Source organism: Streptomyces sp. NPDC001401, assembly GCF_042895385.1.
Classification (GTDB): domain Bacteria; phylum Actinomycetota; class Actinomycetes; order Streptomycetales; family Streptomycetaceae; genus Streptomyces.
In genome coordinates, this window is record NZ_JBIAWI010000020.1 from 37,411 (window position 1) to 61,102 (window position 23,692).

27 protein-coding genes and 1 pseudogene are annotated in these 23,692 nt (G+C 71.6%); 13 read left to right on the forward strand and 15 right to left on the reverse strand.

Features of this window, described 5'->3' with window-relative positions; all coding sequences use genetic code 11:
* Window positions 1-7 precede the first annotated feature (7 nt).
* From ACFY10_RS44005 to ACFY10_RS44020, 4 genes are all read right to left on the reverse strand, one after another.
* Window positions 8-625 carry a TetR/AcrR family transcriptional regulator gene (locus ACFY10_RS44005; protein ID WP_390670974.1) on the reverse strand — a complete coding sequence of 206 codons (618 nt, stop codon included), beginning with the start codon at window positions 623-625 and terminating at the stop codon, window positions 8-10.
* Between the two features lie 133 nt (window positions 626-758).
* Window positions 759-1,448: an NADPH-dependent F420 reductase gene (locus tag ACFY10_RS44010; RefSeq protein WP_390670975.1), complete on the reverse strand. Its 690-nt coding sequence runs from the start codon at window positions 1,446-1,448 to the stop codon at window positions 759-761.
* A 391-nt stretch (window positions 1,449-1,839) separates the two neighbouring features.
* Window positions 1,840-2,367 (reverse strand): hypothetical protein, encoded by a 528-nt coding sequence (locus tag ACFY10_RS44015; protein WP_390670976.1) that lies wholly within the window; start codon window positions 2,365-2,367, stop codon window positions 1,840-1,842.
* A gap of 235 nt (window positions 2,368-2,602) precedes the next feature.
* Window positions 2,603-2,989, reverse strand: a complete 387-nt coding sequence (locus ACFY10_RS44020; protein ID WP_390670977.1) for a hypothetical protein — start codon at window positions 2,987-2,989, stop codon at window positions 2,603-2,605.
* Window positions 2,990-3,197: 208 nt separating this feature from the next.
* Here ACFY10_RS44020 and ACFY10_RS44025 point away from each other — a divergent pair, with 208 nt between their 5' ends.
* Window positions 3,198-3,488 carry a hypothetical protein gene (locus ACFY10_RS44025; RefSeq protein ID WP_390670978.1) on the forward strand — a complete coding sequence of 97 codons (291 nt, stop codon included), beginning with the start codon at window positions 3,198-3,200 and terminating at the stop codon, window positions 3,486-3,488.
* Window positions 3,489-3,856: 368 nt separating this feature from the next.
* On the opposite strand, the gene ACFY10_RS44030 is transcribed toward ACFY10_RS44025, so the two are convergent.
* From ACFY10_RS44030 to ACFY10_RS44040, 3 genes are read right to left on the reverse strand one after another with little or no spacing between them, the layout of a single operon-like run.
* Window positions 3,857-4,330, reverse strand: a complete 474-nt coding sequence (locus ACFY10_RS44030) for a DsrE/DsrF/DrsH-like family protein (protein WP_390670979.1) — start codon at window positions 4,328-4,330, stop codon at window positions 3,857-3,859.
* Between the two features lie 14 nt (window positions 4,331-4,344).
* On the reverse strand, window positions 4,345-4,662 hold the full coding sequence (locus ACFY10_RS44035; protein WP_390670980.1) for a TusE/DsrC/DsvC family sulfur relay protein: 318 nt from the start codon (window positions 4,660-4,662) through the stop codon (window positions 4,345-4,347).
* A 34-nt stretch (window positions 4,663-4,696) separates the two neighbouring features.
* Window positions 4,697-5,938, reverse strand: a complete 1,242-nt coding sequence (locus ACFY10_RS44040) for an NAD(P)/FAD-dependent oxidoreductase (protein ID WP_390670981.1) — start codon at window positions 5,936-5,938, stop codon at window positions 4,697-4,699.
* Window positions 5,939-6,213: 275 nt separating this feature from the next.
* Between ACFY10_RS44040 and ACFY10_RS44045 the strand changes: the two genes are divergently transcribed.
* From ACFY10_RS44045 to ACFY10_RS44060, 4 genes are all read left to right on the forward strand, one after another.
* Window positions 6,214-6,666 (forward strand): OsmC family protein, encoded by a 453-nt coding sequence (locus tag ACFY10_RS44045; RefSeq protein ID WP_390670983.1) that lies wholly within the window; start codon window positions 6,214-6,216, stop codon window positions 6,664-6,666.
* Window positions 6,663-7,853, forward strand: coding sequence for an aminotransferase class V-fold PLP-dependent enzyme (locus ACFY10_RS44050; protein WP_390670984.1), 1,191 nt, complete (start codon window positions 6,663-6,665; stop codon window positions 7,851-7,853). Before ACFY10_RS44045 ends, ACFY10_RS44050 begins: the two co-directional genes overlap by 4 nt.
* A 13-nt stretch (window positions 7,854-7,866) precedes the next feature.
* Window positions 7,867-8,568, forward strand: coding sequence for a CBS domain-containing protein (locus ACFY10_RS44055; protein ID WP_390670986.1), 702 nt, complete (start codon window positions 7,867-7,869; stop codon window positions 8,566-8,568).
* A 131-nt stretch (window positions 8,569-8,699) separates the two neighbouring features.
* Entirely contained in the window at window positions 8,700-9,074 is a 375-nt protein-coding gene (locus ACFY10_RS44060) for a pyridoxamine 5'-phosphate oxidase family protein (RefSeq protein ID WP_390670987.1), read from the forward strand.
* An 81-nt stretch (window positions 9,075-9,155) separates the two neighbouring features.
* Here ACFY10_RS44060 and ACFY10_RS44065 read toward each other — a convergent pair.
* From ACFY10_RS44065 to ACFY10_RS44075, 3 genes and pseudogenes are all read right to left on the reverse strand, one after another.
* Window positions 9,156-10,136: pseudogene (locus ACFY10_RS44065) on the reverse strand (IS110 family transposase); the annotation flags it as partial.
* Between the two features lie 157 nt (window positions 10,137-10,293).
* The gene (locus tag ACFY10_RS44070) at window positions 10,294-11,208 is read right to left on the reverse strand and encodes a universal stress protein (protein ID WP_390670988.1); all 915 of its coding nucleotides are present in this window, start codon (window positions 11,206-11,208) and stop codon (window positions 10,294-10,296) included.
* A 64-nt stretch (window positions 11,209-11,272) separates the two neighbouring features.
* Window positions 11,273-11,554: a nitroreductase family protein gene (locus ACFY10_RS44075; RefSeq protein ID WP_390670989.1), complete on the reverse strand. Its 282-nt coding sequence runs from the start codon at window positions 11,552-11,554 to the stop codon at window positions 11,273-11,275.
* Between the two features lie 259 nt (window positions 11,555-11,813).
* Between ACFY10_RS44075 and ACFY10_RS44080 the strand changes: the two genes are divergently transcribed.
* From ACFY10_RS44080 to ACFY10_RS44095, 4 genes are all read left to right on the forward strand, one after another.
* Window positions 11,814-12,383 (forward strand): hypothetical protein, encoded by a 570-nt coding sequence (locus tag ACFY10_RS44080; RefSeq protein WP_390670990.1) that lies wholly within the window; start codon window positions 11,814-11,816, stop codon window positions 12,381-12,383.
* A gap of 468 nt (window positions 12,384-12,851) precedes the next feature.
* Complete coding sequence (dhaK, locus tag ACFY10_RS44085; RefSeq protein ID WP_390670991.1) at window positions 12,852-13,844, forward strand: dihydroxyacetone kinase subunit DhaK; 993 nt, start codon at window positions 12,852-12,854, stop codon at window positions 13,842-13,844.
* 46 nt (window positions 13,845-13,890) lie between these two features.
* Entirely contained in the window at window positions 13,891-14,493 is a 603-nt protein-coding gene (gene dhaL, locus ACFY10_RS44090) for a dihydroxyacetone kinase subunit DhaL (RefSeq protein WP_390670992.1), read from the forward strand.
* Window positions 14,486-14,896 (forward strand): PTS-dependent dihydroxyacetone kinase phosphotransferase subunit DhaM, encoded by a 411-nt coding sequence (locus ACFY10_RS44095; protein WP_390670993.1) that lies wholly within the window; start codon window positions 14,486-14,488, stop codon window positions 14,894-14,896. Before dhaL ends, ACFY10_RS44095 begins: the two co-directional genes overlap by 8 nt.
* A gap of 6 nt (window positions 14,897-14,902) precedes the next feature.
* Here the strand turns inward: ACFY10_RS44095 and ACFY10_RS44100 are convergent, their stop codons facing one another.
* A complete protein-coding gene (locus ACFY10_RS44100) occupies window positions 14,903-15,541 on the reverse strand; it encodes a TetR/AcrR family transcriptional regulator (RefSeq protein ID WP_390670994.1) in 639 nt (212 codons plus the stop codon).
* 119 nt (window positions 15,542-15,660) lie between these two features.
* Between ACFY10_RS44100 and ACFY10_RS44105 the strand changes: the two genes are divergently transcribed.
* Window positions 15,661-16,422: an SDR family NAD(P)-dependent oxidoreductase gene (locus ACFY10_RS44105; protein ID WP_390670995.1), complete on the forward strand. Its 762-nt coding sequence runs from the start codon at window positions 15,661-15,663 to the stop codon at window positions 16,420-16,422.
* A gap of 13 nt (window positions 16,423-16,435) precedes the next feature.
* Here the strand turns inward: ACFY10_RS44105 and ACFY10_RS44110 are convergent, their stop codons facing one another.
* On the reverse strand, window positions 16,436-17,131 hold the full coding sequence (locus ACFY10_RS44110; RefSeq protein WP_390670996.1) for a glycoside hydrolase family 75 protein: 696 nt from the start codon (window positions 17,129-17,131) through the stop codon (window positions 16,436-16,438).
* Between the two features lie 408 nt (window positions 17,132-17,539).
* Between ACFY10_RS44110 and ACFY10_RS44115 the strand changes: the two genes are divergently transcribed.
* The gene (locus ACFY10_RS44115) at window positions 17,540-18,523 is read left to right on the forward strand and encodes a fibronectin type III domain-containing protein (protein ID WP_390670997.1); all 984 of its coding nucleotides are present in this window, start codon (window positions 17,540-17,542) and stop codon (window positions 18,521-18,523) included.
* 177 nt (window positions 18,524-18,700) lie between these two features.
* Window positions 18,701-19,261: a hypothetical protein gene (locus ACFY10_RS44120; RefSeq protein WP_390670998.1), complete on the forward strand. Its 561-nt coding sequence runs from the start codon at window positions 18,701-18,703 to the stop codon at window positions 19,259-19,261.
* Window positions 19,262-19,292: 31 nt separating this feature from the next.
* Here ACFY10_RS44120 and ACFY10_RS44125 read toward each other — a convergent pair whose 3' ends face one another.
* A complete protein-coding gene (locus ACFY10_RS44125; RefSeq protein WP_390670999.1) occupies window positions 19,293-19,844 on the reverse strand; it encodes a PadR family transcriptional regulator in 552 nt (183 codons plus the stop codon).
* A gap of 31 nt (window positions 19,845-19,875) precedes the next feature.
* Window positions 19,876-21,891: an FAD-dependent oxidoreductase gene (locus ACFY10_RS44130; RefSeq protein WP_390671000.1), complete on the reverse strand. Its 2,016-nt coding sequence runs from the start codon at window positions 21,889-21,891 to the stop codon at window positions 19,876-19,878.
* A gap of 116 nt (window positions 21,892-22,007) precedes the next feature.
* Between ACFY10_RS44130 and ACFY10_RS44135 the strand changes: the two genes are divergently transcribed.
* On the forward strand, window positions 22,008-23,183 hold the full coding sequence (locus ACFY10_RS44135) for a M20 family metallopeptidase (protein WP_390671001.1): 1,176 nt from the start codon (window positions 22,008-22,010) through the stop codon (window positions 23,181-23,183).
* A gap of 77 nt (window positions 23,184-23,260) precedes the next feature.
* Here ACFY10_RS44135 and ACFY10_RS44140 read toward each other — a convergent pair whose 3' ends face one another.
* Window positions 23,261-23,629: a hypothetical protein gene (locus ACFY10_RS44140; protein ID WP_390671002.1), complete on the reverse strand. Its 369-nt coding sequence runs from the start codon at window positions 23,627-23,629 to the stop codon at window positions 23,261-23,263.
* Between the last annotated feature and the right edge of the window lie 63 nt (window positions 23,630-23,692).

The window sequence follows — 23,692 nt, forward strand, 5'->3', positions numbered from 1 at the left end:
CGATTGATCAACCGGCTGGGGGCAAGTCCCCCTTGTCGCGCGGCCGGAGAGCGGTCAAGACCAGGTCCACTGCCTGTTCCGCCCAGTTGAGCCGTCCGGTGCGACCGGCCATGTAGTCGGCGTAGAACGGCCCGAGCAGGGCCGAGACCGCCGCCTCCAGGTCGGCGTCGGCATCCACCTGCCCAGCTTCCCGGGCTCGTTCGAGCGCATCGCGCAGCAGGGCGCGGCGGGGCAGGACGGTACGTTCGCGCAGCAGGGCGAGGAGGCCGGGGGTGTGGGCCTCCTCGGCCAGGCAAGTACCGATCAGAGCCATGCCGTTGACGCGTTCGACGGTGGCGGCGAAGTCCTCCAGGATGGCAACGAGGTCGGTGCGCACATCGCCGGAGGGCGGCGGAGCGTCCGCCATGCGCACTGCGGCGAGAGCCGCGGTGAGGAGGTCCGCCTTGGTCTTCCAGCGCAGGTGGATGGTGGACTTGCTGACGTCGGCCGCGGCCGCCACCTGGTCCAGCGTCATCCGGACGTATCCCTGGGTGGCGAGCAGTTCCAGCGCGGCCCTCAGGATGGCCTCGTCCTTCTCGGCCGAGCGCGGCCTTCCGGCCGTCTTGCTGGTCTTCGTCATGCGCATGGTCGAAGAGTAGGTGAAGCGAACCGCACCGTTCGGTTTGCCATCCAGAGGGCGCGACGCAGCCTGCGGCGCCAAGCACCCGGTGGTCGACTCTGCCAGATGGGCCGCGACGACTTCAGGCTGCCCACCGCACCTAGCGGGCGCCCTGGATGTGGAAGTTGAAGTCGGTGTGGCCCAGAGCGCCCATCAGGCGCAGCCACACCGGCAGCAGCATTTCCGTGCCACGGGCGGTCTCGATGCCGCCGAGGTCGACTACGCCGCTCTCGGGCCAGCCGAAGGAGACCAGCAGCTCGGTGACCTGCTTCTTGGCGCCGACGTCCTCGCCGGACACGAAGACGTTGTGCGGCCCCGCGACACGGCCGGGATCGACCATGACGAAGCAGCTCATGGTGTTCAGGGTCTTCACGACGTGGGCGTCCGGGAAGGCGCGCTGGATCTGCTCACCGAGGCTGTCGTTGTTGACCGGGTTCAGCGAGGGCGGCATGCCCTGCGAGAAGTCGAGCGGGTTGGCGATGTCGATGAGCACCTTGCCCGCCAAGTTCGCGCTGCCCGCGGCATTCAGGGCGTCGAGCGCGGCGGCGCCTGCGGTGGTGTTGACGACCGTCTCGCCAAAGGCGGCGGCCTCGGCGAAGGTCCGCAGCTGCACAGCGGAGTGATCCGCGTGCCAGGTGGAGAACGGCGGGTTGCCCATGGCGTCCGGCGCGCTGCGGGCGAGAGTGGCATCGGGGTCACGGGTGCCGATGACGACCTCGTGACCGAGGGAGGCGAGCTTGGCGGCGATGGTCCGACCGACGATGCCGGTGCCGAGAACTGCGTAACGCATGCGGGTGAGTCCTTTCTGGTGGGCCGAGCACGGGAGTGCACCCGACCTTAGACAAAACTAAACCGAGTCGTTCGGTATTCCAATGGGACGCACCCGAAACGCGTGTGCTGAGCCGGTGTCGTTTCCGTCGCTTTTCGTCGCGTGGCGCGGAGGTCACGGCCAGTGGCCGCCGGCAGACCGACCGGCGCTGCGGTGTACGGGGCCAGGACGGGCAGGGGGCAGGAGCAGGCGCCGGAACTGCTGCATCGAGAACTCCGGCTCTCACCGCCCGCCCGCTCAGGCCTGGGCGGCGGGCCGGGATCTTACGCTTACCGACTGCTGCTGCACGCCGCGGCCGTGGCCGCCGGGCAGACAGTGGTGATCGACTGCCACGGGCAGGCTCCATGCCGGGTCAGGCTGCCGCACCAACCCGGGTGCGCAGGTTGTGGAACTGGCGGGTCTGCATGAGGAAGTGCGCGGGCTCCCACAGCAGCACGTCCAGTGGCCGGGTCAGCGGTCGGGGGCGGCTCTGGCCGCGGGTGCGGACCACCAGGCGGGTGCCGCCGTCGGCGGCCGGCCGCAGGTGGAAGCCCCAGATCCCGTCCATGCGCGCCGTCGGGAGAACATCCCACTGCGGATCGAAGGAGTGACCGGAGGGCAGGCTCAGGTCCGAGCGCAGGACCAGGGTCCGGTTCGGCTCCACGCGGGCCACGGTGAACCAGGACTGGCCATCCCGTGCCGCGTTCAGGCGTTGTCCCTCATCCAGGTGCTGCCACTCGGGCGCGATGCGGTCCGCACTGGGTTCTCCGTAGTGGTCCAGCCAGTCCCAGCTGTACCAGCCTCCGCGGTCGCCGCCCATCTGCACCAGCCAGGCCCAGACCTTCTCGGGTGGCGCCGGCAGGGTGGTGGCCATGGTCGAGGTGCCGTCGGCGTCGGGCACGAGACCGGTACGCGGGGATGGACGAGCCGCGCACCGATGGCCGTACGGAGGGCGCCGGACTCCTCGGCGGGGCGGTCCTCGGCTCCGCTTGACCGGGGGCGTCTCCGTACCGGCGATCGGCACTTCGGACGACGGGCCCCGGCGTGGAGCGTGTCGTTTCGTATCGGTATATCGGGCATGGGGCGGCCTGCGCGAGGGCCGGTCGGCCCTCCGGGAGGTCCCATCGGCCCGGAGATCAGCTCGTCCGCGCCGCCGCGCGGGGCCATGCGACGGTCAGACGTCCGTGCTGCTTGGTGACGCAGGTGCCCAGTTCGGCGCAAGCACGGGTGAGTCGGTCGGCGGCCCAATCGCACTCGGCCCGGTCGGCGAGGCGCGTGCGACAGTGGTCCAGGGCGGTCGGGACCACCTCGGTCCGCTGCACAGCGTGCGCGTCGTAGGTGGCAGGCCAGAGCAGGCCCAGGTCGTTGCGCAGGGCCGGATGGTCGGCGTAATCGCCGAGGCCGAAGAGGACTTGGCGGGTGACGCCGCGGAAGAGGTGTGCGGAGCGGCCGATGACGAGGTCGGCTCCTGCGGCGGCGCGCGCGAGGGCGGCGCGCCGTACGTGCCCCACGGCCCGCGTCACCGGCGGACAGGTGAGGAGTCAGCCGTCCACCCACCGCCGTGTCCCAGCATGGCCTCACCCCGCCCAGGCTCGCCCAAGACCGGCCAAGTGCAGGCGAGTGGGGAACAATCCAGCCCCACGCGGTGCTGTTTCTTATACCCCGCAGAGTATTCGAGCAAGAGGGCGCCCGGCGGGACCGTCACCGACCCGGCGGAGGAGAGTGAGAGTGATGGCGACGGCAGGACGTGAGCGGCCACCTACGACCGATGACACCTCTCTCGTGACCAGCTGCGGGCGCAGGATCGCCGTGCGGCGCCTGCGGCTCGCCCCTGCGGACCGGCCCATCAGCCGGGTCACCCTGAACGTGGGCCGGGACCAGGGGGGCGAGCCGGGAGTGTGGGCGGCGCTCACCGCCGACGAGGCGCGTGACCTGGCCCGCCTGCTCCTCCTGCACGCCGGCCTGGCCGAGCGCGCCACCGAACCCGTCGAACCGTCACGGAAGGGCGCCCCTTCCTCCTGACGTCGGCGTTGATCCGGGTCACTCCGGGATCCGCACTACTCCCTGTCGCCCGAGAGTTCCAAACGACAAAGCCGGAGCACCGGCTTGTCGGACGACTGACCGGCAGCGGTCCAGCCCAGGACGGCGACACCGGACGGGCGAGCGGCGAGCATGGCGGCGGCCCGTTGATGGTCGCGGTGTCCGGTGACGCTCTCCGTCGAACACGATCAGGTGACTCGCCGGGCCTGCCCTGCCCGGTGGACGAACTCGCCGGCGCCGGACAGCAGGGCCAGAAGGCCGCCCAGCCCGAACGACTCCTCGTCGGGACGGGCGGCCACGGTCGGCACACGCCGCGCCCTGTCCGGCAGACCGGGTACGGCGCCGGCATCTCAGGTGTAGATGATCTGGCCGCCGGCCGCGTGCTCGTAGAACTCGCCGACCGTGATGATGCCCTGGACCTGGTCGACCAGGTCGTCCTTGTCGAGTTCGAAGAGGTCGACGGACGCCTTGCAGGCGTAGATCCCGGCGCCGGTGTCGGAGATCATCTCGATGAACTCGGGGATCGGCGGGATGTCGAGCTTGTCCATCTTGCGTTCCATGTACCGCGTGATCAGGTCCGGTACGCCGGGCATCCCGCCCAGCAGGGTCGGCAGGTGCAGACCGGGGTTGCCGACGGTGGCCAGCTTGATGTGCTCCCAGTGCTTCTTCGTGATCGCGTCGAGGCCGAAGAAGGTGAAGAACAGGTCGGCCTCGATACCCTCGGCGCGGGCGCCGTTGGCCATGATGAGGGCCGGGTAGACCCCTTCCAGGGATCCCTTGGAGACGATGATCGAGACCTTCTCGATGGTGGCGGTGTCAGCCATGACCGGCACGCTCCTCAGATGCAGCCGCGTGGTTTGGGGATCCCGGCGATCTTCGCGGCGGTCTTCGCCGGGCCCTTGGGGAAGAGCTGGTAGAGCTCCTTGACGGTGACGCCGGAGGTCTTGCCGAGGACACGGACCGTGGGGCCGGTGCCCTTGGCGGCGTACTGCTCGCGCATGAAGCGGATGACCGTCCAGTGCCGGTCGGTCAGCGCCTCGATGCCGGTCTCGCGGGCGATCTGTTCGGCCATGGGCTCGGTCCACCGGGCTGGGTCGGTGAAGAAACCCTCGTCGTCGACCGGGACGGCCGTCTCGTCGTAGGTGGCAGTGGGCATGACGGTGTTCTCCTCTCTTCAGGTCCTCAGGTCCTCAGGCGTGGGCGTGCCTCTTGCCGTGCTCGGGCATCGCCGAGCCGATACCGGGCAGCTCCCGGCCGGGCAGCAGGCTGTGCCAGTACAGCCACTCGAAGGCGAGCTTCCCGAGGTGGCCCGCGTGCGACTCCTTCAGCAGCGGCAGGCCGACGGAGCCCGGGAAGTGACCGGGCAGCGGCTCGGTCTCGTAGTTGAAGTCGATGAGCAGCGCCTTGTGGAAGCCGGTCTCCACGAAGCAGTTGGCATGCCCGTCGTAGGAGGCGTCCAGTGGCCGGCCGGCGAGGAACCGGGTGATGTTGTGCACCAGCACCTCGCCCTCGAAGTGGGCCACGGAGCCGGCCTTGGAGGCCGGCAGGCCCGCCGCGTCGCCGATCGCGAACACCTCGGGGTGGTCGGGGTGTTGGAGGCTGTGCGGGTCGACGGGCACGAAGCCGAGCTCGTCGCCCAGGCCCGGAGAGCGGCCGACGTACTCCGCTCCACCGTGCAGCGGCACGACGACCGCCAAGTCGAACGGCACCTGGAGTTCGTCGTACGACACGAGCCTGCCGCCCTTGCCGTCGACCTCGCCGAGCGTGAATTCGGTGACCAGTTTGATGCCCTTGTCCGCCAGCAGGCCGCCGAGCGCCTTCGCCGCGACCGGCTTGGTGAAAGCGCCGTCCAGCGGGGTGAGGTAGGTCAGTTGGACCTTGTCGCGGATGCCGCGTCGCTGGAAGTACCAGTCGGCGAGGAAGGCGAACTCCAGCGGCGCGACGGGGCACTTGACCGGCAGGTCGGCCACATCCACCACGATCCGTCCGCCCTCGAAGTGCTCCAGGGCGTCGTGCAGGCTCACGGCGCCGGGCAGGTCGTAGAAGGTGAAGACGTTCTCGCCCCAGCCGGGACCGGTCAGCCCTTGGGTCTCCTCCGGCAGCAACGCGGCTCCGGTGGCGACGACGAGGACGTCGTATGTCAGCCGGACGCCGTCGGCGAGGTGGGCCGTGCGTGCGTCCAGGTCGACCCGCTCGATCCGTGTCTGCTTGTAGTCGATACCGTCGTGCAGCTGCCGCGGACGGGACCGGACGAGGTGGTGGGGCTGGGCCAGCCCGAAGGGGACGAACAGCAGTCCGGGTTGGTAGAGATGGTCGTCGTCCTGGTCGACGACCGTGATCCGGTACTCGCTCTCGTCATAGGTGCGACGCAGGCGGTTGGCCGTCATGGTGCCGGCTGTTCCGCCGCCGAGAATCACGATGTGTTTGCCCATGTCCCCACTGTTGTGCGGGTGATGGAGGCGGGGCATGGGCCGCAAGTCCCCACCCCGGTACCCACCGGGGTATGTTTCGACCTCGCCCCCACAGCACCCACACTCTGCTCGCTCGCTGCCAAGCCCCTGAAAAATACCCGGCAGGGTATACAGCTGCGGCGCCTCGCACGAGGGCCGAACGGCTCCAGCCGCACCCCGTCGGCCTCTCGATCAGCCGCGCCGTCCGCGGTCCCCTGGAGAGTGGCAGGAGTCGGCACAGCGAGAAGGGCCGGGCCATGAGCGGGAGCGCACCGCAGTCCCTGAGCACGAACCGGCAGCACTACGCGGACGTGCACAGTTTCGAGGTCACCCACGTCGATCACGACGCCTACGCGGTGGACATCCGCGGGCACCGTCTCCAGGTCGACCAGCCCGCCGATGCGGGCGGTACGGACACCGCCCCCACTCCCACCGAGTTGTTCGCCGCTTCCCTGGCCACCTGCATCGCTTTCTACGCGGGCCGCTACCTGCACCGCCACGACCTGCCCCGCACCGGCCTGCGGGTCCGTACGGAGTTCACCATGGCCACCGACCGCCCCGCCCGCGTCGCCTCCCTGCGCGTCGTGGTCCTGCCGCCGCCGGAACTCCCCGTGCAGCGCAGGGCGGCCCTGCTGGCCGTGGCCTCGCACTGCACGGTGCACAACACCCTCCGGCAGCTGCCCGAGATCGACATCGAGCTGGAACCATGAGCACGTCCTCGGCACCGGCCGCGTCGGCCCTGCTGGAACACATCCGGGGCGGGCTGATCGGAGACGACGAGGTGCTGGACGGCCCGTACGGCCCGAAGCGGATCGTCTACGCGGACTACACCGCCTCCGGCCGCTCACTCGACTTCATCGAGGACTTCGTCCGCGAGCAGGTGCTGCCCCGTTACGGCAACACGCACACGGAGAGCTCCAGCACCGGTCTGCAGACGACCCGGCTGCGCGAGGACGCCCGCCGGATGATCCGCGACGCGGTGGGAGGCGCCGAGGACGACCTGGTGATCTTCTGTGGTTCTGGCGCCACCTCGGCGGTGAACAAACTGCTCGCCATTCTGGAACTGCGCCGTCCTGAGAAGCCGCCCGAGGCCGAGCGCCCCGTGGTCTTCGTCGGGCCGTACGAGCACCACTCCAACGAACTGCCCTGGCGTGAGTCGATCGCCGACGTAGTGGTCATCGACGAGGACCGCGACGGCCACATCGACCTGGACCGCCCCGAAGCGGGGCTGCGACGGTACGCCGACCGGCCGCTGCGCATCGGGAGCTTCTCCGCCGCCTCCAACGTCACCGGCATCCTCACCGACGCCGACCGCATCGCGCGACTGCCGCATGCGCACGGTGCCCTCTCCTTCTGGGACTACGCGACCGCCGCCCCCTACATCCCGATCCGGGTCGCGGAAAGCGAGCCCGGCACGGGCGACCACAAGGACGCGGTCTTCCTGTCACCGCAGAAGTTCGGCGGCGGTCCACAGACTCCGGGGGTCCTCGTCGTACGCCGTGAACTGGTCCGCAACCAGGTGCCCACCACGCCCGGCGGCGGAACCGTCACCTTCGTCGACCCGCTCGGCCACCGCTACCTGGACGACCCGGTCGCCCGCGAGGAAAGCGGCACCCCCCGCCATGGTCGAGTCCATCCGCGCCGGGCTGGTCTTCGCCCTCAAACAGGCCGTCGGCACCGACACGATCCAGGCCGCCGAGGAGCACCACTGGCGACAGGCACTGGCACGCTGGGACACCAGACAGCTCCGGTTGCCGAGCCCCGACACCTCGATCGTGTCGACGAAGAGTGCTTCGGAGCCGTTCGGGCTGATCGGGAGGCGGTCGGGGCCGACCGGCCCATGCGGGAACGCTATGCGGCGGCAGAGAGTGGAGGGAGAGGAAGGCACACGACTTGAGGAGGCGGGAGCCATGCGGCACCGGATGGTGAGCGACCTCATGACGACATCGGTGGTACGGGTGCGCCGGGACACCGGTTTCAAGGAGATCGCCAAACTCCTTGCCGAGTACGACATCACCGCCGTACCGGTCGTGGACGACGACGAGCGCCCTGTGGGCGTGGTCTCCGAAGCGGACCTGTTGCGCAAGGAGGCGGCGCAGCTGGACCCGGCCGGCCTGCTGCCGGTGCTGCACCCGAAGCCCACCGCCCGGGCGAAGGCGGAGGCATCGACGGCCGAGGGGCTGATGAACAGCCCGGCCGTGACCGCCAGGCCGCAGTGGACGGTGGTGGAAGCCGCCCAGGTCATGGAGCGTCACGGGGTCAAGCGGCTGCCGGTCGTCGACGAGGCCGGGAGGCTGGTCGGAGTGATCAGCCGGGCCGATCTGCTCCGCGTCTTCCTGCGCAGGGACCAGGCCATCCGTGAGGAGATCTCCCGGGAGATCCTCACCCGCACTCTGGGCCTCGTACCCGAGGCGATCACATTGCGCGTGGTGGACGGCCGGGTCTCCTTGAAGGGCACCGTCGAGCGCAAGTCCCTCGTCCCTGTCGTCGTGCGCCTGTGCCGAGGCGTGGACGGGGTGGTCGACGTCTCCGCTGATCTGCTCCACCGGGTGGACGACACGTCCGCAACACCCGAGACCGGCGCATCGCGCCGTACTCACCTGGCGACCTGAACGCGGTTCCCCGTGGAGGGGCCGAGCGCCCCGAGGAACTCCCCCTTCGGCCGTCCACAGGACCCGAGGGGGGCACCCTGGCGACGAATGCTCAGCCCCCTCTCTCTCTTCGTTCTACTCCTGGCGCCCGTATGGCCGAGCTGGGCCGGGAGGAGTCGCACACTCTGCTGGCCAGTGTGTCCATGGCTGTTGGCTTCACCCAGGCTTTGCCGGCCACCGCGTCTGCCTCGGAGGTGGTGGTGCACGAGGCCGACCGGATCGACGAGGACACGCGCTCTTGCTGGAGCGTGATGGTCACCGGCACCGCGAGCCGCGTGACGGACCCGCAGGCGCTCCTCCACTACCGCGCCGAGTTCACGCCGTGGTTCAACCTGGAGATGAAGCACGTGCTCCGGATCCGGGCCGAGTTGGTGACCCGCTATCGGCCCGTCCGCTCAGTCGCGGACTCACCTCGACCCGCCATCCGTACCTCGAGCAGCAGCGGGCCGTGCTCAGGCGGCGGGTAGCCGTGTCCTGCGGACCGGCTGGTGCCTCCGCCCGTTCTCGGGGGGTGCTTCTATCTGTTCGGTCAAGGTCTGTGGGCTTCGTCAGGCTGTTTGTTCGTGCCCGGGTTGGTAGAGCGTGTAGTGCTTGAGCATGGCGTGCAGGACGTCGATGCGGCGGCGGGTGAGGCAGATGAGCGCGGCGTTGTGGCGCATGTTCACCGCCCGTTTCCTGTCGTAGTAGGTCCGCGATTCGAGGCTGCTCAGCGAGGCGAACGAGGCCAGGAACAGGGCCCGTTTGAGCGTCTTGTCGCCGCCGCGGGGCAGTCCTTCGCCCCGGATGGAGGTGCCCGAACGACGTGTCGTGGGGGTCAGTCACGCGTAGGAGGCCAGTGGGCGGCGGTGGGGAACGCGCTGGCGTCGCCGACCTCGGCCAGGATGCGGGCACCGGTCCTGACCGCGACCCCGGGCATGGAGGTCAGGACCTTCGCGAGAGGGTGGGCCGCCAGCAGGGCGGCGATGCGGGTCTCCAGGATGTCCCGGCGCTTGAGGAGGACCACGAGGGCCTCGGCCAGGCCGGAGACGATCTCCCCGGCCGAGCCGGAGCCTGGGACCTGCACCGCCTGTTCGGGCAGGGCGGTGATGATCTGGTCGGTGTCGGCCTGGGCCGGCCGGGTCGGGGAGCCGTAGGGCTGCAGCAGGGTCAGGACGGCCGGGTGCCGCAGGCGGAGCCCGAGGACGCGTTCGAGGGCGGGGTGGATGGAAGTGAGCAGTCCGCGCAGCCGGTTGGAGGTGCGGGTGGCGTCCTGGGTGAGGTCGTTGTCGTGGCCCAGGATCATGGTCGGTTCGGGCCCGGACGCTCTCGTCGGGGTCGATGGAGTGCAGCAGGTGGGGCATGGTGCGGGCGGCATCGGCGATGACGTAGGCGTCGCGGGTGTCGGTCTTGCCGGTGCCGGGGTGCAGATCGGCCGGCCGGCGCATCGACAGGCCCGGCAGGTAGGCGACTTCGCATCCACAAGCGCGGGCGACGGTCACCGCCAGGGTGCCGATGGAAGCCGACTGGTCGACCACGACCAGGACCTTCCCCTTGCGCCTACGCGGGCGAACAGCGCCGCCAGGACCGGCGACAGCGCTCCCCGGATCATCAAGGACAGGGCTAACGAGTCATACCGGCCCCGGAGGCCACGAGCCCGAACCGGGCTCTACGAGGACGGTAATTGGCGTTCCGGCGAACGGCGGGAGATCAGCCGTGCGGCACCACCGCGACCGGTGCGACGGCATGCTGCAGTACTGCGTGGGCCACGGGGCCGATGTGGCCGCCGACCGGTGTGTGGCGTTCGCTGCGGCCGACGACGACCAGGGCCGCGTCGTGTGAGGCGTGCACGAGATGACGGCCGGCGCCACCGATCACGGCCTGCGCATTCACGTCGACGCCGGGGAACTTGTCCCGCCACGGCCGCAGCACGTCGGTCAGCGCGTGCCGCACCTGCTCGGCCAGTTCCTCATTGAGCCCGACGTCCATGGCGGCGCCGTAGCCGTAGGAGGCCGGCAGGCTCCAGCCGTGGACCACCCGCAGCCCGCTTGCGCGGCGCCGGGCGGCGTCGAACGCGAAGCCGATGACCTCGTCGCCGGGGTTGTCCAGGTCCAGCCCCAGCAGCACATCGCGGTACGGGGTGGTGGTGGATGCGCCGCCCGAGGCGTCCGGCAGATGCTCGTCCTGGACCCGCTCGCCGGCCCGGACGAGAACGACGGGCCGCGCGGCCCGGGCCACGACGGCGCGGGAGACGGAGCCGACCAGGAACCCGGCGACCGTGCCCAGGCCCCGGGATCCGAGGACCAGCAGGTCGGACTCGTCGGCGGCGGCCAGCAGGGCCGACGCGGGCTGGTCCCCCGTCTGCTCGGTGCCGATGGGCAGACCGGGGTGGCGGTCTGCGAGCCGGGACTGTGTCTCGTACAGCAGGGTCTGGGCCCATGCCTGCTCCCTGTCGATCGCTCCCGGCGCGGGAACACCGGCGAGCGGCGCGGTGAGGTGCGGCGGCTGTTCCCAGGCGTGCAGCAGACACAGGGCTGCCTCGCGTTGCTCTGCTTCGCGGGCGGCCCAGTCGGCGGCGGCGACGCTCTGCGGTGAGCCGTCGAGGCCGACGGTGATGGTGGGCATGTGCGGACCTCCTTCGGGGACGCCAGGCCAGTTTCCGGGCGCCGCGGGTGAGGCAGCAGAGGTCTCATGTCCCTGCCGGGGACCGATCGGCCCCCGCACCGCGCGTGACTGGCACCCGTGAAGGCGGTCGCACGGTTCCCACCGTGGGGGCGCTGCCCCCCACCGGCAGATGCAGCGCTCGGCCGGCCGGATCGGCATGATGCAAGCTGCTCTCCGGGTCCGCGCGCACCTCGTAGGTGACGGTGTCGGGGTCCAGTCTGAAGCGCCAGGGCTGCGTGTTGAAGAACGAGGGCGCGGCCACCGCAGCCGCCACACAGGCTTCCAGGGTCTCGGCGTCGAGGGGCACGGATCGCATGGTGCCCTCCTCGCGCACGGGTTTCGGAACAGGAACCGATGTCCTTCGGCCTCCGGGTGAGAGGCCGTTGGTCCCCGGCAGGTGGCCGGTCAGGGCCTTGATGACGACGGTGGCGAGGGCGGGGCTGAACGGCCCATCCGCGTGGCGGACTTGGTCCCGGTCGGCCCCACGACTCCCCCTGTCCGGCCCATGCCCCGGCGCGCCGCCGGCTGTCACCTTGCTCGAAGTGACGACGAGGAGGTGCGCACCGATGCGGAGCGGCAGGCGAACGACGAGGTGGCTGTGGCGGTGGCGGGCCAACCCGCTGCGCAGGCGCGACGACGTTCTCGAGGCGTGGCTCGTGCTGGCCCTCTGGGCGCTGGTCGCGGTGGGCGGAACGCTCGCCGGTGTGCTGACGGCCCGGGCGGCCGACGACGTCTTCGCGCAGCAGCGCGCCGAGCGCGCCCCCGTACGGGCCGTGCTCCTCACGGACACTCCACCCTCCGAGGCGAACAGCTACCGGGCGTTTGCACAGGTCCGCTGGACCGGAACGGACGGATCCGCCCGCACCGGCAAGACCCTGGTGGAGGGCGGACTCAGGGCCGGATCCACGACGGTGCTCTGGACGGACACGCAGGGGAACCTCACCACCCGGCCGCCGAGCCGCACCGATGCTGCCGGCGAAGCGGGACTCCTGGGAGCCGCGTCGGCACTCGCCGTCACCGGCATCGCGTTCGGGGCCACAGGCGCCGCACGCTGGTGCCTGGACCGGCGGCGCATCGACGAGTGGGGCAGGGAGTGGGACCTGGTCGGCCCCCGGTGGGGGCACAAGACCGGCTGACGACCGGGCCGTGCCGGTGCCGACGGGCCGTCGCGCCCAGGGCCTGCCGGGAAGGCCCCGTCGTCTGCCCGTAGGGCGGTCCGTGCGCCCGCCGTGGAAGCGGCTGATGTCGCTGTCGGTGGGTGCTCTCGGCGTGTCGGGTGCAAGCCCTCGTACTGGATGTTCTTGGGCTTGTGCCCGGTGCGGCGAAGGTGTCCCCCCGTCCCAGCCGTGCGAAGCCGGTTCGAGGATGGGGCGCGTGCCGGGCGTCGCGGGCAGGCGGGATTTTCGCGGCAGGCCCGGGCGGCCCGCCCGCGGAGCACGCCGGGATCCGCCGGACACGTGACCTGCGCCGCCCGAGCACGGATACTGCCGACAGAGGCTGCCGATCTGTTCGCCGAGCGCAACCGACGACCTGCCGATGACGCCGGCGAGCGGCCGGCGCCCGGTATGGGATCAGGACCGCACGCGTCTGACCAGGAGGAACCCATGAAGATGTTGATCAATGTGCCGGAGAGCGTGGTCGCGGACGCCCTGCGGGGCATGGCGTCCGCCCATCCCGAGCTGACCGTCGACGTGGACAACCGGGTGATCGTGCGGCGGGACGCCCCGGTGGCCGGAAAGGTCGCCCTGATCTCCGGGGGCGGCTCGGGGCACGAGCCGCTGCACGGCGGATTCGTGGGTCCCGGCATGCTGTCGGCGGCCTGCCCGGGCGAGGTGTTCACCTCGCCGGTTCCCGATCAGATGGCGCGCGCCGCGGCGGCCGTGGACAGCGGGGCGGGCGTGCTGTTCATCGTGAAGAACTACACCGGCGACGTGCTCAACTTCGACATGGCGGCCGAGCTCGCCGAGGACGAGGGCATCCGGGTCGCCAAGGTGCTGGTCAACGATGACGTGGCGGTCACCGACAGCCTCTACACGGCCGGGCGGCGCGGCGTCGGCGGCACCCTGTTCGTGGAGAAGATCGCGGGCGCGGCGGCGGACGAGGGGCGGCCGCTGGAGCAGGTGGAGGCGATCGGCCGGCAGGTCAACGAGAACTCCCGCAGCTTCGGTGTCGCGCTGAGCGCCTGCACCACGCCGGCCAAGGGCAGCCCCACCTTCGATCTGCCGCCCGGCGAGCTGGAGTTGGGCATCGGCATCCACGGCGAGCCCGGCCGGGAGCGGCGGGCGATGATGACGTCGGGCGAGATCGCGGAGTTCGCGGTGAACGCGATCCTGGAGGACCTGCCGCCGCGCAACCCGGTGCTCGTCCTGGTCAACGGCATGGGTGCGACGCCGCTGCTGGAGCTGTACGGGTTCAACGCCGAGGTGCAGCGGGTGCTCGCCCAGCGTGGTGTCGCCGTGGCCCGGACGCTGGTGGGCAACTACGTCACCTCGCTGGACATGGCGGGTGCCTCGGTCACCCTGTGCCAGATCGACGAGGAGCTGCTGCGGCTGTGGGACGCGCCGGTGAAGACGCCGGGGCTGCGCTGGGGCATGTAGCCCGGCGCGCCGAGGTGTCAACGTACCTACCACGCAAGGAGATCCAGTGCTCGACGCCGACTTCTTCCGCCGTTGGATGACGGTGACCGCCGCGTCCGTGGACCGCGAGGCGGAACGGCTCACCGCCCTCGACTCGCCCATCGGGGACGCCGACCACGGCAGCAATCTGCAGCGCGGGTTCCGGGCCGTGGCCGCGACGCTGGAGAAGGAGGCGCCGGACACGCCCGGTGCGGTCCTGACGCTCGCCGGGCGGCAGCTGATCTCGACCGTCGGCGGCGCGTCGGGGCCCCTCTACGGCACGCTGCTGCGCCGTACGGGCAAGGCGCTCGGGGACGCCGGTGAGGTCAGCGAGACGCAGTTCGCCCAGGCGCTGCGGGCCGGGGTGGAGGCGGTCATGACGCTCGGCGGCGCCGCGCCGGGCGACAAGACCATGATCGACGCGCTGGTGCCGGCCGTGGACGCGCTCGACGACGGCGGTTTCGCCGCGGCCCGCACCGCTGCTGAGGAGGGCGCCCTCGCGACGACGCCGTTGCAGGCCCGCAAGGGCCGGGCCAGCTATCTCGGGGAGCGCAGCATCGGGCACCAGGATCCCGGCGCCACCTCGTCGGCGCTGCTCGTCGCCGCTCTCGCGGAGGCCGACGGTGAGTGACGGGAAGCAGGTCGGGATCGTGCTGGTGTCGCACAGCGCCGAGGTGGCCGCGTCCGTGGCCGAGCTGGCCAAGGGGCTGGCGGGCGGCGGGGTGTCGGTGCCGGTCGCCGCGGCGGGCGGCACCGAGGGCGGCGGGCTCGGCACGAGCTCGGAGCTGATCGCCGCCGCGGCCGCCTCCGTGGACCGGGGTGCCGGGGTCGCCGTGCTCACCGACCTCGGCAGTGCCGTGCTCACGGTGAAGGCGCTGGTGGCCGAGGGCGACGAACTCCCCGACAACACACGGCTGGTGGACGCCCCGTTCGTGGAGGGGGCGGTGGCCGCGGTGGTGACGGCGGCGACGGGCGCCGACCTGGCAGCGGTGGAGGCGGCGGCCGCGGAGGCGTACACCTACCGGAAGGTCTGACACCCGCTATCCGAGTCCCTCCGCGGCGACGGTGAGGGCCGAGCGCATGGTTGCCGTCAGCTCGGCCTCCGCCGTCGCGCGGTCGGGCTCGGCGCCGGCGGTGCGCCAGGCGTAGTGCTCGACGGCCGCGCGCAGGGCCGCGTTGAACATCGCCGCCTGGATCGTGGGCCGCAGGTCGTCCGGCGGGAGCCCGGCGCGCTCGGCGAGGGCGCGGGCGAACGCCGGTTCCGCCTCGTCGTAGGTCTGGAGCCAGACGGCGCGCAGGTCCGGCTCGGTGCGGGTCAGCCGTACCAGCGCACCGACGGTGGCGCGGTCGGGGCCGGCGACGACGCCCAGGTCCGCGGTCAGCTCCGGCGCGAAGATGTCCTCGAGGGGCTGTCCGGGCGTCCATTCCCGCAGCCGGGCGGCGATCATTTCGATGCCGGCCGTGAACAGCGGCCGTACGCAGGCCTCCTTGCTGGGGAAGTAGCGCCACACGGTACGCGCGGAGACGCCGACGGCCTGCCCGATCTGCTCGCCGGTGGTCGCCGCGACGCCCTGGGTGACGAACAGGTCCACCGCGGCCCGGGCGATCTCGTACCGGATCTCGGCCTTGCGCTCGTCGGTCAGGGGCGGTCGTCCAGTGCGTCCGCGGGCGGCGGCCATGCAGTCCTCCGGATTCCGGTGATCACTCTTCCGGAATTCTCCCCCACGACTTTATGTCACTCGCAGACATTAAATCGTAGGGTGGTGCCCACCAAGACCCACGGGAACAGGAGCACCACATGGCCGGCGGATTCGACGGACGCAGTGTCATCGTCACCGGAGCGGGCTCGGGCATCGGGCGGGCGGCCGCCCTGGCCTTCGCCGCGAAGGGGGCCCGGGTCGTGATCGCGGACCTGAACGCGGAGGGTGCGGGCAAGGTCGTCAAGGAGATCGAGCAGGCGGGCGGCACCGCCATCGCCGTCGTGGGCGACCTGAGCGAGCAGGCCGTCGTCGACCAGGTGGCCCGGACGGCCGTGGAGCGTTTCGGCGGCGTGGACGTCCTGGTGAACAACGCCGGGATCATGGACCGCATGTCGGCACTGGCGGACGTGGGCGACGCCGAGTGGGAGCGGGTCATACGGGTCAACCTCACCGCCCCCTTCCTGCTCACCCGGGCGGTGCTGCCGCACATGCTTCAGGCGGGCCGGGGCGCGATCGTGAACACCGCCTCCGAGGCCGGTATCCGGGGTAGCGCGGCGGGCGCCGCGTACACGGCCTCGAAGCACGGAGTCGTGGGCCTGACCAGGTCCCTCGCGGTGATGTACCGCAACCGGGGCGTCCGCGCCAACGCCATCGCCCCGGGCGGCACCGCCACGGGGATGATCCCCGACATCGACCAGAGCGCCGACGGGCCGGCGGCTCTCGGCCCGTACATGGGCAATGTGGGACGCGTGTCCCAGCCGGAGGAGCAGGCCGCCGCGATCGTGTTCCTCGCCTCGGACGCGGCGAGCAACATCAACGGCGTGATCCTGCCGGTCGACAACGGGTGGGCGGCCGTCTGACGCCCCCGGGCGCCTATCCGCCGCGTACGAACTGCTTGGCCAGCCGCCTCCCCACCGCGACGGCGGCGGCATGGCTCTCGATCGGCTTGACCTGCGAGTACTTGAAGACGATGTAGGTGACTCCGGAGGGCGTGCCGCCGCCGCTCGGGCCCGGGGGGATGCCGAGGCCCTTCGCGGTGGCGTAGGAAGCCTCGCCGATGATGTCGTCCGGGCCGACGTCGCCCACGACCGCGTACTGGACACGGTTTCGGTAGACGACGGCGGCGACCGATCCGCCGCGGACGCCGTCGTCGAGGCGGTCCCAGATGCGGCTCGCGGCAGGCACGACGATGTACGGGAGGCGTTCGGCGCTCAAGTAGCGCCCGTCGGACTGCTGGTAGGCGGTGGCCTCGGAGAACGTCGGATCGGTGCTTCGGTTGCAGCGCGAGCCGGACTGTCCGTCGCAGTCGATGTCCATGTCGGCCTTCCAGAAGACGGCGCGCCGGGTGCCGCACACCGCGACGGAGGCCGGGCGGCCGGCGTCGCTGCGGAAGCGGCCGTGGGAGATCTGGGTGCAGTCACGCACCCTGGCCAGCAGGTCGGCGGCCCGGACGTCGCCCTCGCGCCAGGCCGCCGGCTCCGCCCGGACGTGGGCCGCGGCGTCGGACAGCATCGGCGGGGCGAGCAGGGCGGCACCGGCCAGGGCCAGGGTCAGCGACTGGACACGCACAATAAGAAGCCCTTTCCCGAAGGGGCACTGACGGGCGGTCAGCCCGCTCCGGCTCCGTAGCGATCATTGGGCCACCGTAGGCGGACCGGACGCCGCACGGCTCCAGGCGGGTCACAGCGTGGCGTGTCTTCGAACGTCCGGCAGGGGCCGGGCGCCTGAGCCCGTGTCGGCTCCGGCGGCCCGGCCACCCGCGTCCGGCGCGGGAACAGCGACGACAGCGGCCCGCGCCACCGGCATGAACTCACCAGCCCTCAGGGAGAGTTCAGCCGTGAGGAGCTTCAGCATACGTAACTCCGGCGGGCGGTCACCAACGCCCCGCGACCGCACCACAGCCTCTTGATGTGACCGCAACACTCGCGCCATATTGGTCCGGACCATTGCCGACGTGTCGTCCGGGGAGGCGGAGCCGTGCGTCGCGACACCGTGCTCGTGTACCGATCCCTCGCGCTCTGCGCCGCACTGACCCTGCTCGGGTCCTGCGGTCGGAGCGGCGACGCCGGGGACGACGACGGCGGGCTGCCGGCGGCGCCCGCGGGCGTGACCGCGGCGGCGGGCAGCTCGAGCAGCGTGCACGTAATGTGGAACGCGGTGTCCGCGAACCCGCGCGTCCGCGTCTACGAGGTGTATCGCGGCACCACGAAGGTCGAGGAAGTGCCCGGTTCTGAACACATGGTGGACGTCACCAGGCTCAGGCCGTCCACCTCGTACGTCTTCACCGTGCGGGCGCGCAACACCGAGGGCCGGCTCGGGCCGCCCGGCCGCCCGGTGCGGGCGACGACTGCGGCGGCCGTGGCGGCGGACGACACGGCCCCGACCCGCCCGGGAAAGGTGCGCGGCCGGGCGGTCGCCGACCGGGCCGTCGAGCTGTCCTGGTCGGCATCGAGGGACGACCGGGCGGTGCTGTCGTACGACATCTACCAGGGCACCGCGAAGATCCACAGTGTGGGCGGGGCGCAGACGGCGACCGTGGTCACCGGGCTGCGACCGGGCACCCGCTACGCCTTCACCGTCCGGGCCCGCGACGCGGCCGACAACCTCTCGCCTCCCGGCACCACCGTCCGCCTCACCACCCCGGGCTCCGACGACGGACGGAACACGGCGCCCACCGCCTTCCGCGCGACGAGCCACCGCGCCGACGGGGCGTACTACCTCGATCTGCACTGGATCCCGCCGCGCACCGACGGCGTGGTCACCGAGTACCAGATCCGCCTCGACGGCCGGGCGGCCACCTCCCTGGTGTACGGCGGGGACGCGCCGCGCGACCGGGGGTCGTACTCCTTCTACGTCGGACGCGACGCCGGCGTGACCCATCGCGTGCGGATCCGGGCCAGGCTTCCCGACCGAACCTGGGGAGGCTTCTCGGCGGAGCGGACGGTGACGACCGGCGGCTGACGGGCGTGCCGGCCCTGCGGCATGGGCCGGACGAAGGAATCCGTCACCTGCCCGGAGGCGGTCCGCATGCGGGGCGGGCCGCGGGGACGTTGGCTGCCCCTGAGGCAGCACGGACGTTTCCCGACCCTCGGCGGCGCAAGGGATGTTCCGCCAACCGTGCCGTCGGAGGGCAGTCCAATGCGCAACTCTCAGCCATTCGTTCGCTCGGCCCTGACCGCGGCAGCCGCCGTCGCGCTTCCGCTCGCCCTGGCCGCCGCGCCGGCCGCGGCGCAGGGGTCAGGGATCTCCGTGAGCACCAGCGGGTCCACCGTCTCGGTGACCACCAGCGCGTGCTCACCGCCGGTCGGCGGGGCTTGGGGCACCGCTTCGCTGCTCAACAGCAGCCAGGCGAACTTCGCCCAGGGCCGTCAGGTGGCGCTGTCGGGCACCGCCGCCCTGCAGTCGGCGGCCTGGTCGAACGTGAGCCCTGGCACGTACACCGTGATCGTCATGTGTGCGAACAACACCACCGCAGGCACCCAGTCCGTCGTCGTCTCCGCCGCCTCCACCCCCACCACCAAGCCGACCATCTCGGCCACCGCCAAGCCCTCGCCCTCGCTCGGCGTCAAGGGCGGACTCGGCGGCGCCGTCCAGGACTACGGCCCGCTCACGCTGGGGGTGGGCGCCGCCCTGGTGGGCACGGGCGTCATCGCGACGGGCTGGTACCTGCGCCGGCGCGCCAGGCCGAACCGGCTCTGAGGACCGCCGCGCCCGCGAAGAGCCATGGAGCTCAGGCCGGTTCGGAACCGGGCAGTTCGGCGAACTCCTCCAGGGCGTGGGTGAGCCACTGCGTCCAGAAGGTCTCCAGGTCGATGCCCGCCCGCAGCACCAGGTGCCGCAGCCGGTCCTGGGGAGCGTCCCTGCCGGGCGGGAAGTCGCGCTTCTCGATCTCCTGGTACTCGGCCAACTGCAGCCGGTGCAGGTCGAGATGGCGGCGCAGGTCGGCCTCGATGCCGGCGGTGCCGACCACGGCCGCCGCGCGCAGCCGCAGCAGCATCACATCGCGGTGCGGCTTGGGGTCCTGGGACGCGGCGGTCCAGCGGGCCAGTTCGGCGCGGCCCGCGGGCAGGACCTCGTAGCTCTTCTTCTGCCCGCGGGCCGGCTGCTCGGACGGCAGCGCCCGGATGTGGCCGTCGGCCTCCAGTCGTCCCAGCTCGCGATAGATCTGCTGATGCGTCGCCGACCAGAAGTAGCCGATCGACTTGTCGAACCGGCGGGTCAGCTCCAGCCCCGAGGACGGCTTTTCGAGCAGGGCGGTGAGGATCGCGTGCGGGAGTGACATGGAGTCATCCTAGGGACGGCCGCTAGGCCCCCTAGAGGGCCGCCGCCAGCTCCGTGCCCTGCTTGATGGCCCGCTTGGCGTCCAGTTCGGCGGCCACGTCGGCACCGCCGATCAGGTGCGCGCTGAAGCCGGCGGCGACCAGCTCCTCGTACAGGCCGCGACGCGGTTCCTGTCCGGTGCACAGCACGATCGTGTCGACGGGCAGCACAGTGCTCTCCTCGCCGACGGTGACGTGCAGTCCGGCGTCGTCGATGCGGTCGTAGCGGACGCCGGGGACCATGGTGACGCCGCGGTGCTTGAGCTCGGCGCGGTGGATCCAGCCGGTGGTCTTGCCCAGGCCCGCGCCGACCTTGGTCGTCTTGCGCTGCAGCAGGTGGACGGTGCGCGGCGGGGCGGGCCGCTCGGGAACGGCGAGGCCGCCGGGCGCCTTGTAGTCCATGTCGACGCCCCACTGGCGGAAGTACGTCTGCGGGTCCTCGCTCGCCTTGTCCCCGCCGTCGGTGAGGAACTCGGCGACGTCGAAGCCGATGCCGCCCGCGCCGAGGATCGCCACACGGTCGCCGACGGGCGTGCCGTCGCGCAGCACGTCGAGGTAGCCGACGACGCTCGGGTGGTCGATGCCCGGGATGTCGGGCGTGCGGGGCGAGACGCCGGTGGCGACGACGACCTCGTCGTAGCCCTCCAAGTCACCTGCCGTCACCAGCGTGTTGAGGCGTACGTCCACGCCGTGCGCGTCGAGCTGGTGGCGGAAGTAGCGCAGGGTCTCGTCGAACTCCTGCTTGCCGGGCACCTTGCGGGCCACGTTGAGCTGGCCGCCGACCTCGCCCGCGGCGTCGTAGAGGGTGACCTCGTGGCCGCGCTCGGCCGCCGACACCGCGCAGGCGAGTCCGGCCGGTCCGGCGCCCACCACGGCGACGCGCTTGCGCAGCCGGGTCGGGGAGAGGACCAGTTCGGTCTCGTGGCAGGCGCGCGGGTTGACCAGGCAGGAGGTGATCTTGAGGCTGAAGGTGTGGTCGAGGCAGGCCTGGTTGCAGCCGATGCAGGTGTTGATGGCCTGCGGCTTGCCCTCCGCGGCCTTGGCGACGAAGTCCGGGTCGGCGAGCATCGGGCGGGCCATGGAGACCATGTCCGCGTACCCCTCGGCGAGCAACTCCTCGGCGAGCTCGGGGGTGTTGATGCGGTTGGTGGTCACCAGCGGGAGGGACACCTCGCCCATGAGCTTCTTGGTGACCCAGGCGTAGGCGCCGCGCGGCACGGAGGTCGCGATGGTGGGGATGCGGGCCTCGTGCCAGCCGATGCCGGTGTTGATGATCGTCGCGCCGGCCGCCTCGACGGCCTTGGCGAGCGTGATCACCTCGTCGAACGTCGAACCGCCCGGGACCAGATCCAGCATGGACAGGCGGTAGATGATGATGAAGTCCTCGCCGACGGCCTCGCGCACCCGCCGGACGATCTCGACCGGGAAGCGCATGCGGTTCTCGTACGAGCCGCCCCAGCGGTCGGTGCGCTGGTTGGTCTGCGCGGCGATGAACTCGTTGATCAGGTAGCCCTCGGAGCCCATGATCTCGACGCCGTCGTACCCGGCCTGCCGCGCGAGACGGGCGGCGCGGGCGTAGTCGTCGATGGTCCGCTCGACGTCGGCGTCGGTGAGTTCGCGGGGCGGGAAGGGGCTGATGGGCGCCTGGAGGGGGCTCGGGGCGACCAGGTCCTGGTGGTAGGCGTACCGGCCGAAGTGCAGGATCTGCATGGCGATCCGGCCGCCCTCGCGGTGCACGGCGTCGGTGATCTGCCGGTGCTGCTCGGCCTCCGCGTCGGTGGTGAGCTTGGCGCCGCCCTCGTACGGGCGCCCCTCGTCGTTGGGGGCGATGCCGCCGGTGACGATGAGACCCACTCCCCCGCGCGCCCGGGCGGCGTAGAACTCCGCCATGCGCTCGAAGCCGCGCTCGGCCTCCTCCAGGCCGACGTGCATGGAGCCCATCAGGACGCGGTTGGGCAGCGTGGTGAAGCCCAGGTCGAGCGGGTTCAGCAGATGCGGGTAACGGCTCATCGGGCCCCTCCGTGCGCGGTGTGGTGCCTCTGTTGTAGAGGACCCCGACCATGTTTTGCAACTAGTTGCATAAGCGGGAAGGGGTGACACGGACCACTCGCGGGCACAGTGGCCCCATGAGCCCCGAAGACACCGAGGTGATCGAGCTCGCGCAGGCGCTGATCCGCCGCCCGAGCCGGGCCGGGATCGACGACTACGGGCCTGTCCTCGCCGTCCTCGAGGACTGGCTCGACGCCCGTGACCTGCCTTGTCGCCGCCTCTACGACGACGCGGGCCGGCCGGTCGCCCTGCTGGTGGAGGTCGCGGGTGGCAGGCCGGGGCCGTGGTGGGCGCTGGATGCCTGCGTGGACACCGCCCCGTACGGCGACGAGGGCGCCTGGTCGTTCCCGCCGGACTGCGGGGACGTCGTGGACGGGTGGCTGCGGGGGCGGGGGGCGGCCGATTCCAAGCTGGCGGCGGCGATGTTCTGCCGGATCGCGGCGGAGGCGCACGCCCGCGCCGCCGAGCTGCGCGGCGGCCTCGCCGTACTGCTCGACGCCGACGAGCACACCGGCGGCTTCGGCGGCGCCCGCGCCTATCTCGCGGATACGGCGGCGGTCCGCCCGGCCGGGGTGATGATCGGCTACCCCGGGCGGGACGAGGTCGTGGTCGGCGGGCGGGGCCTGTGGCGGGCCACGATCGCGGTGCACGCGAGCTCCGGCCACTCCGGATCGAGCCGCAGGACGGTCGGCGCCGTCTCCCGTGCGGCGCGGCTGGTGGAGCTGCTGGACGAGGCCGAACTCCCGGGCCCCGTAGGCCAGTTCCCGCTGCCCCCGAAGCTGACAGTCACCTCCTGCCACGGCGGCGAGGGCTTCTCGGTGGTACCCGGCCTGTGCGAACTGGGCCTCGACATCCGTACCACGCCGGCCTTCGACGCCGACGCGGCCGAGGCCCTGGTGCGCGGAGCGGTCGCCGAACTGGACGCGCTGCTTCCCGGCCCGAGGCCGACCGTGATCACCCCGATGGCCTCCTGGCCGCCGTACCGTCTGGCCGAGGACCAGCAACCCGCCGCCGCCCTACTGGCCGCCGCCACCCACGAGGGCCTCACGGTCCGGCCGAAAACCGCGGGCCCCTCGAACATCGGCAACCTGCTGGCGGGGGAGGGCATCCCGGCGACAGCGGGCTTCGGCGTGCGCTACGAGGGCCTGCACGGCACGAACGAACGCGCGTACCTGGCGGACCTGCCCACGGTCCACGCCGTCTACCTGCGGGCCGTGCTGCGCCTGCTGACCGCCGGATCTGCACTGCCGTGAAGGGGCGCGGGGCCGTGTCGACATGCGGTTGCCGCCGCGCGGGCGCGACCAGCCACGACGGCGCCGCAGACGAAACCTCACCGCCTCTCGAGAATCACGTGCAACTCCCGTTCCTGATCTCCCGAGGCCGACGAGAGGTCACGCACCGTGAACAGGGGATCCAACGTGCTGCGCAGCCGTTCAATCGCCCAGTAACCCCCCTGCGCATCGACCTCGACGGAGGACGACAGCCGGCCCGGAGCAGGACACTCGTGCGCGTCGGTGACCTCGAACGTGCCGAGCCACACCATCGGCCGGGTCTCGTGGAGCTGCTCCGGCACCTCGTCCGGGCGCCGGTCGGACTCGAAGCACGCGCACAGCGTGTCGAACACGATCCGGGCGTCCTCTTTGCTGCATCCGCTGATCTCGAGGGAGACCGGCTCCTCGTGCGAGCGCTGACGATCCATCGTGATCGCTCCTCTCGTGGCTGTGGCGCGGTACCGCGAGTTCCCCGCGAACCGCGCCACACC

Coding starts and splice junctions, on each gene's coding strand:
- ACFY10_RS44005 (WP_390670974.1), bottom strand. CDS start 625: ATGCGCATGACGAAGACCAGCAAGACGGCCGGAAGGCCGCGCTCGGCC.
- ACFY10_RS44010 (WP_390670975.1), bottom strand. CDS start 1,448: ATGCGTTACGCAGTTCTCGGCACCGGCATCGTCGGTCGGACCATCGCC.
- ACFY10_RS44025 (WP_390670978.1), top strand. CDS start 3,198: ATGGCGACGGCAGGACGTGAGCGGCCACCTACGACCGATGACACCTCT.
- ACFY10_RS44030 (WP_390670979.1), bottom strand. CDS start 4,330: ATGGCTGACACCGCCACCATCGAGAAGGTCTCGATCATCGTCTCCAAG.
- ACFY10_RS44035 (WP_390670980.1), bottom strand. CDS start 4,662: ATGCCCACTGCCACCTACGACGAGACGGCCGTCCCGGTCGACGACGAG.
- ACFY10_RS44040 (WP_390670981.1), bottom strand. CDS start 5,938: ATGGGCAAACACATCGTGATTCTCGGCGGCGGAACAGCCGGCACCATG.
- ACFY10_RS44045 (WP_390670983.1), top strand. CDS start 6,214: ATGAGCGGGAGCGCACCGCAGTCCCTGAGCACGAACCGGCAGCACTAC.
- ACFY10_RS44050 (WP_390670984.1), top strand. CDS start 6,663: ATGAGCACGTCCTCGGCACCGGCCGCGTCGGCCCTGCTGGAACACATC.
- ACFY10_RS44055 (WP_390670986.1), top strand. CDS start 7,867: ATGCGGCACCGGATGGTGAGCGACCTCATGACGACATCGGTGGTACGG.
- ACFY10_RS44060 (WP_390670987.1), top strand. CDS start 8,700: ATGGCCGAGCTGGGCCGGGAGGAGTCGCACACTCTGCTGGCCAGTGTG.
- ACFY10_RS44070 (WP_390670988.1), bottom strand. CDS start 11,208: ATGCCCACCATCACCGTCGGCCTCGACGGCTCACCGCAGAGCGTCGCC.
- ACFY10_RS44080 (WP_390670990.1), top strand. CDS start 11,814: ATGCGGAGCGGCAGGCGAACGACGAGGTGGCTGTGGCGGTGGCGGGCC.
- dhaK (WP_390670991.1), top strand. CDS start 12,852: ATGAAGATGTTGATCAATGTGCCGGAGAGCGTGGTCGCGGACGCCCTG.
- ACFY10_RS44100 (WP_390670994.1), bottom strand. CDS start 15,541: ATGGCCGCCGCCCGCGGACGCACTGGACGACCGCCCCTGACCGACGAG.
- ACFY10_RS44105 (WP_390670995.1), top strand. CDS start 15,661: ATGGCCGGCGGATTCGACGGACGCAGTGTCATCGTCACCGGAGCGGGC.
- ACFY10_RS44120 (WP_390670998.1), top strand. CDS start 18,701: ATGCGCAACTCTCAGCCATTCGTTCGCTCGGCCCTGACCGCGGCAGCC.
- ACFY10_RS44125 (WP_390670999.1), bottom strand. CDS start 19,844: ATGTCACTCCCGCACGCGATCCTCACCGCCCTGCTCGAAAAGCCGTCC.
- ACFY10_RS44130 (WP_390671000.1), bottom strand. CDS start 21,891: ATGAGCCGTTACCCGCATCTGCTGAACCCGCTCGACCTGGGCTTCACC.
- ACFY10_RS44135 (WP_390671001.1), top strand. CDS start 22,008: ATGAGCCCCGAAGACACCGAGGTGATCGAGCTCGCGCAGGCGCTGATC.
- ACFY10_RS44140 (WP_390671002.1), bottom strand. CDS start 23,629: ATGGATCGTCAGCGCTCGCACGAGGAGCCGGTCTCCCTCGAGATCAGC.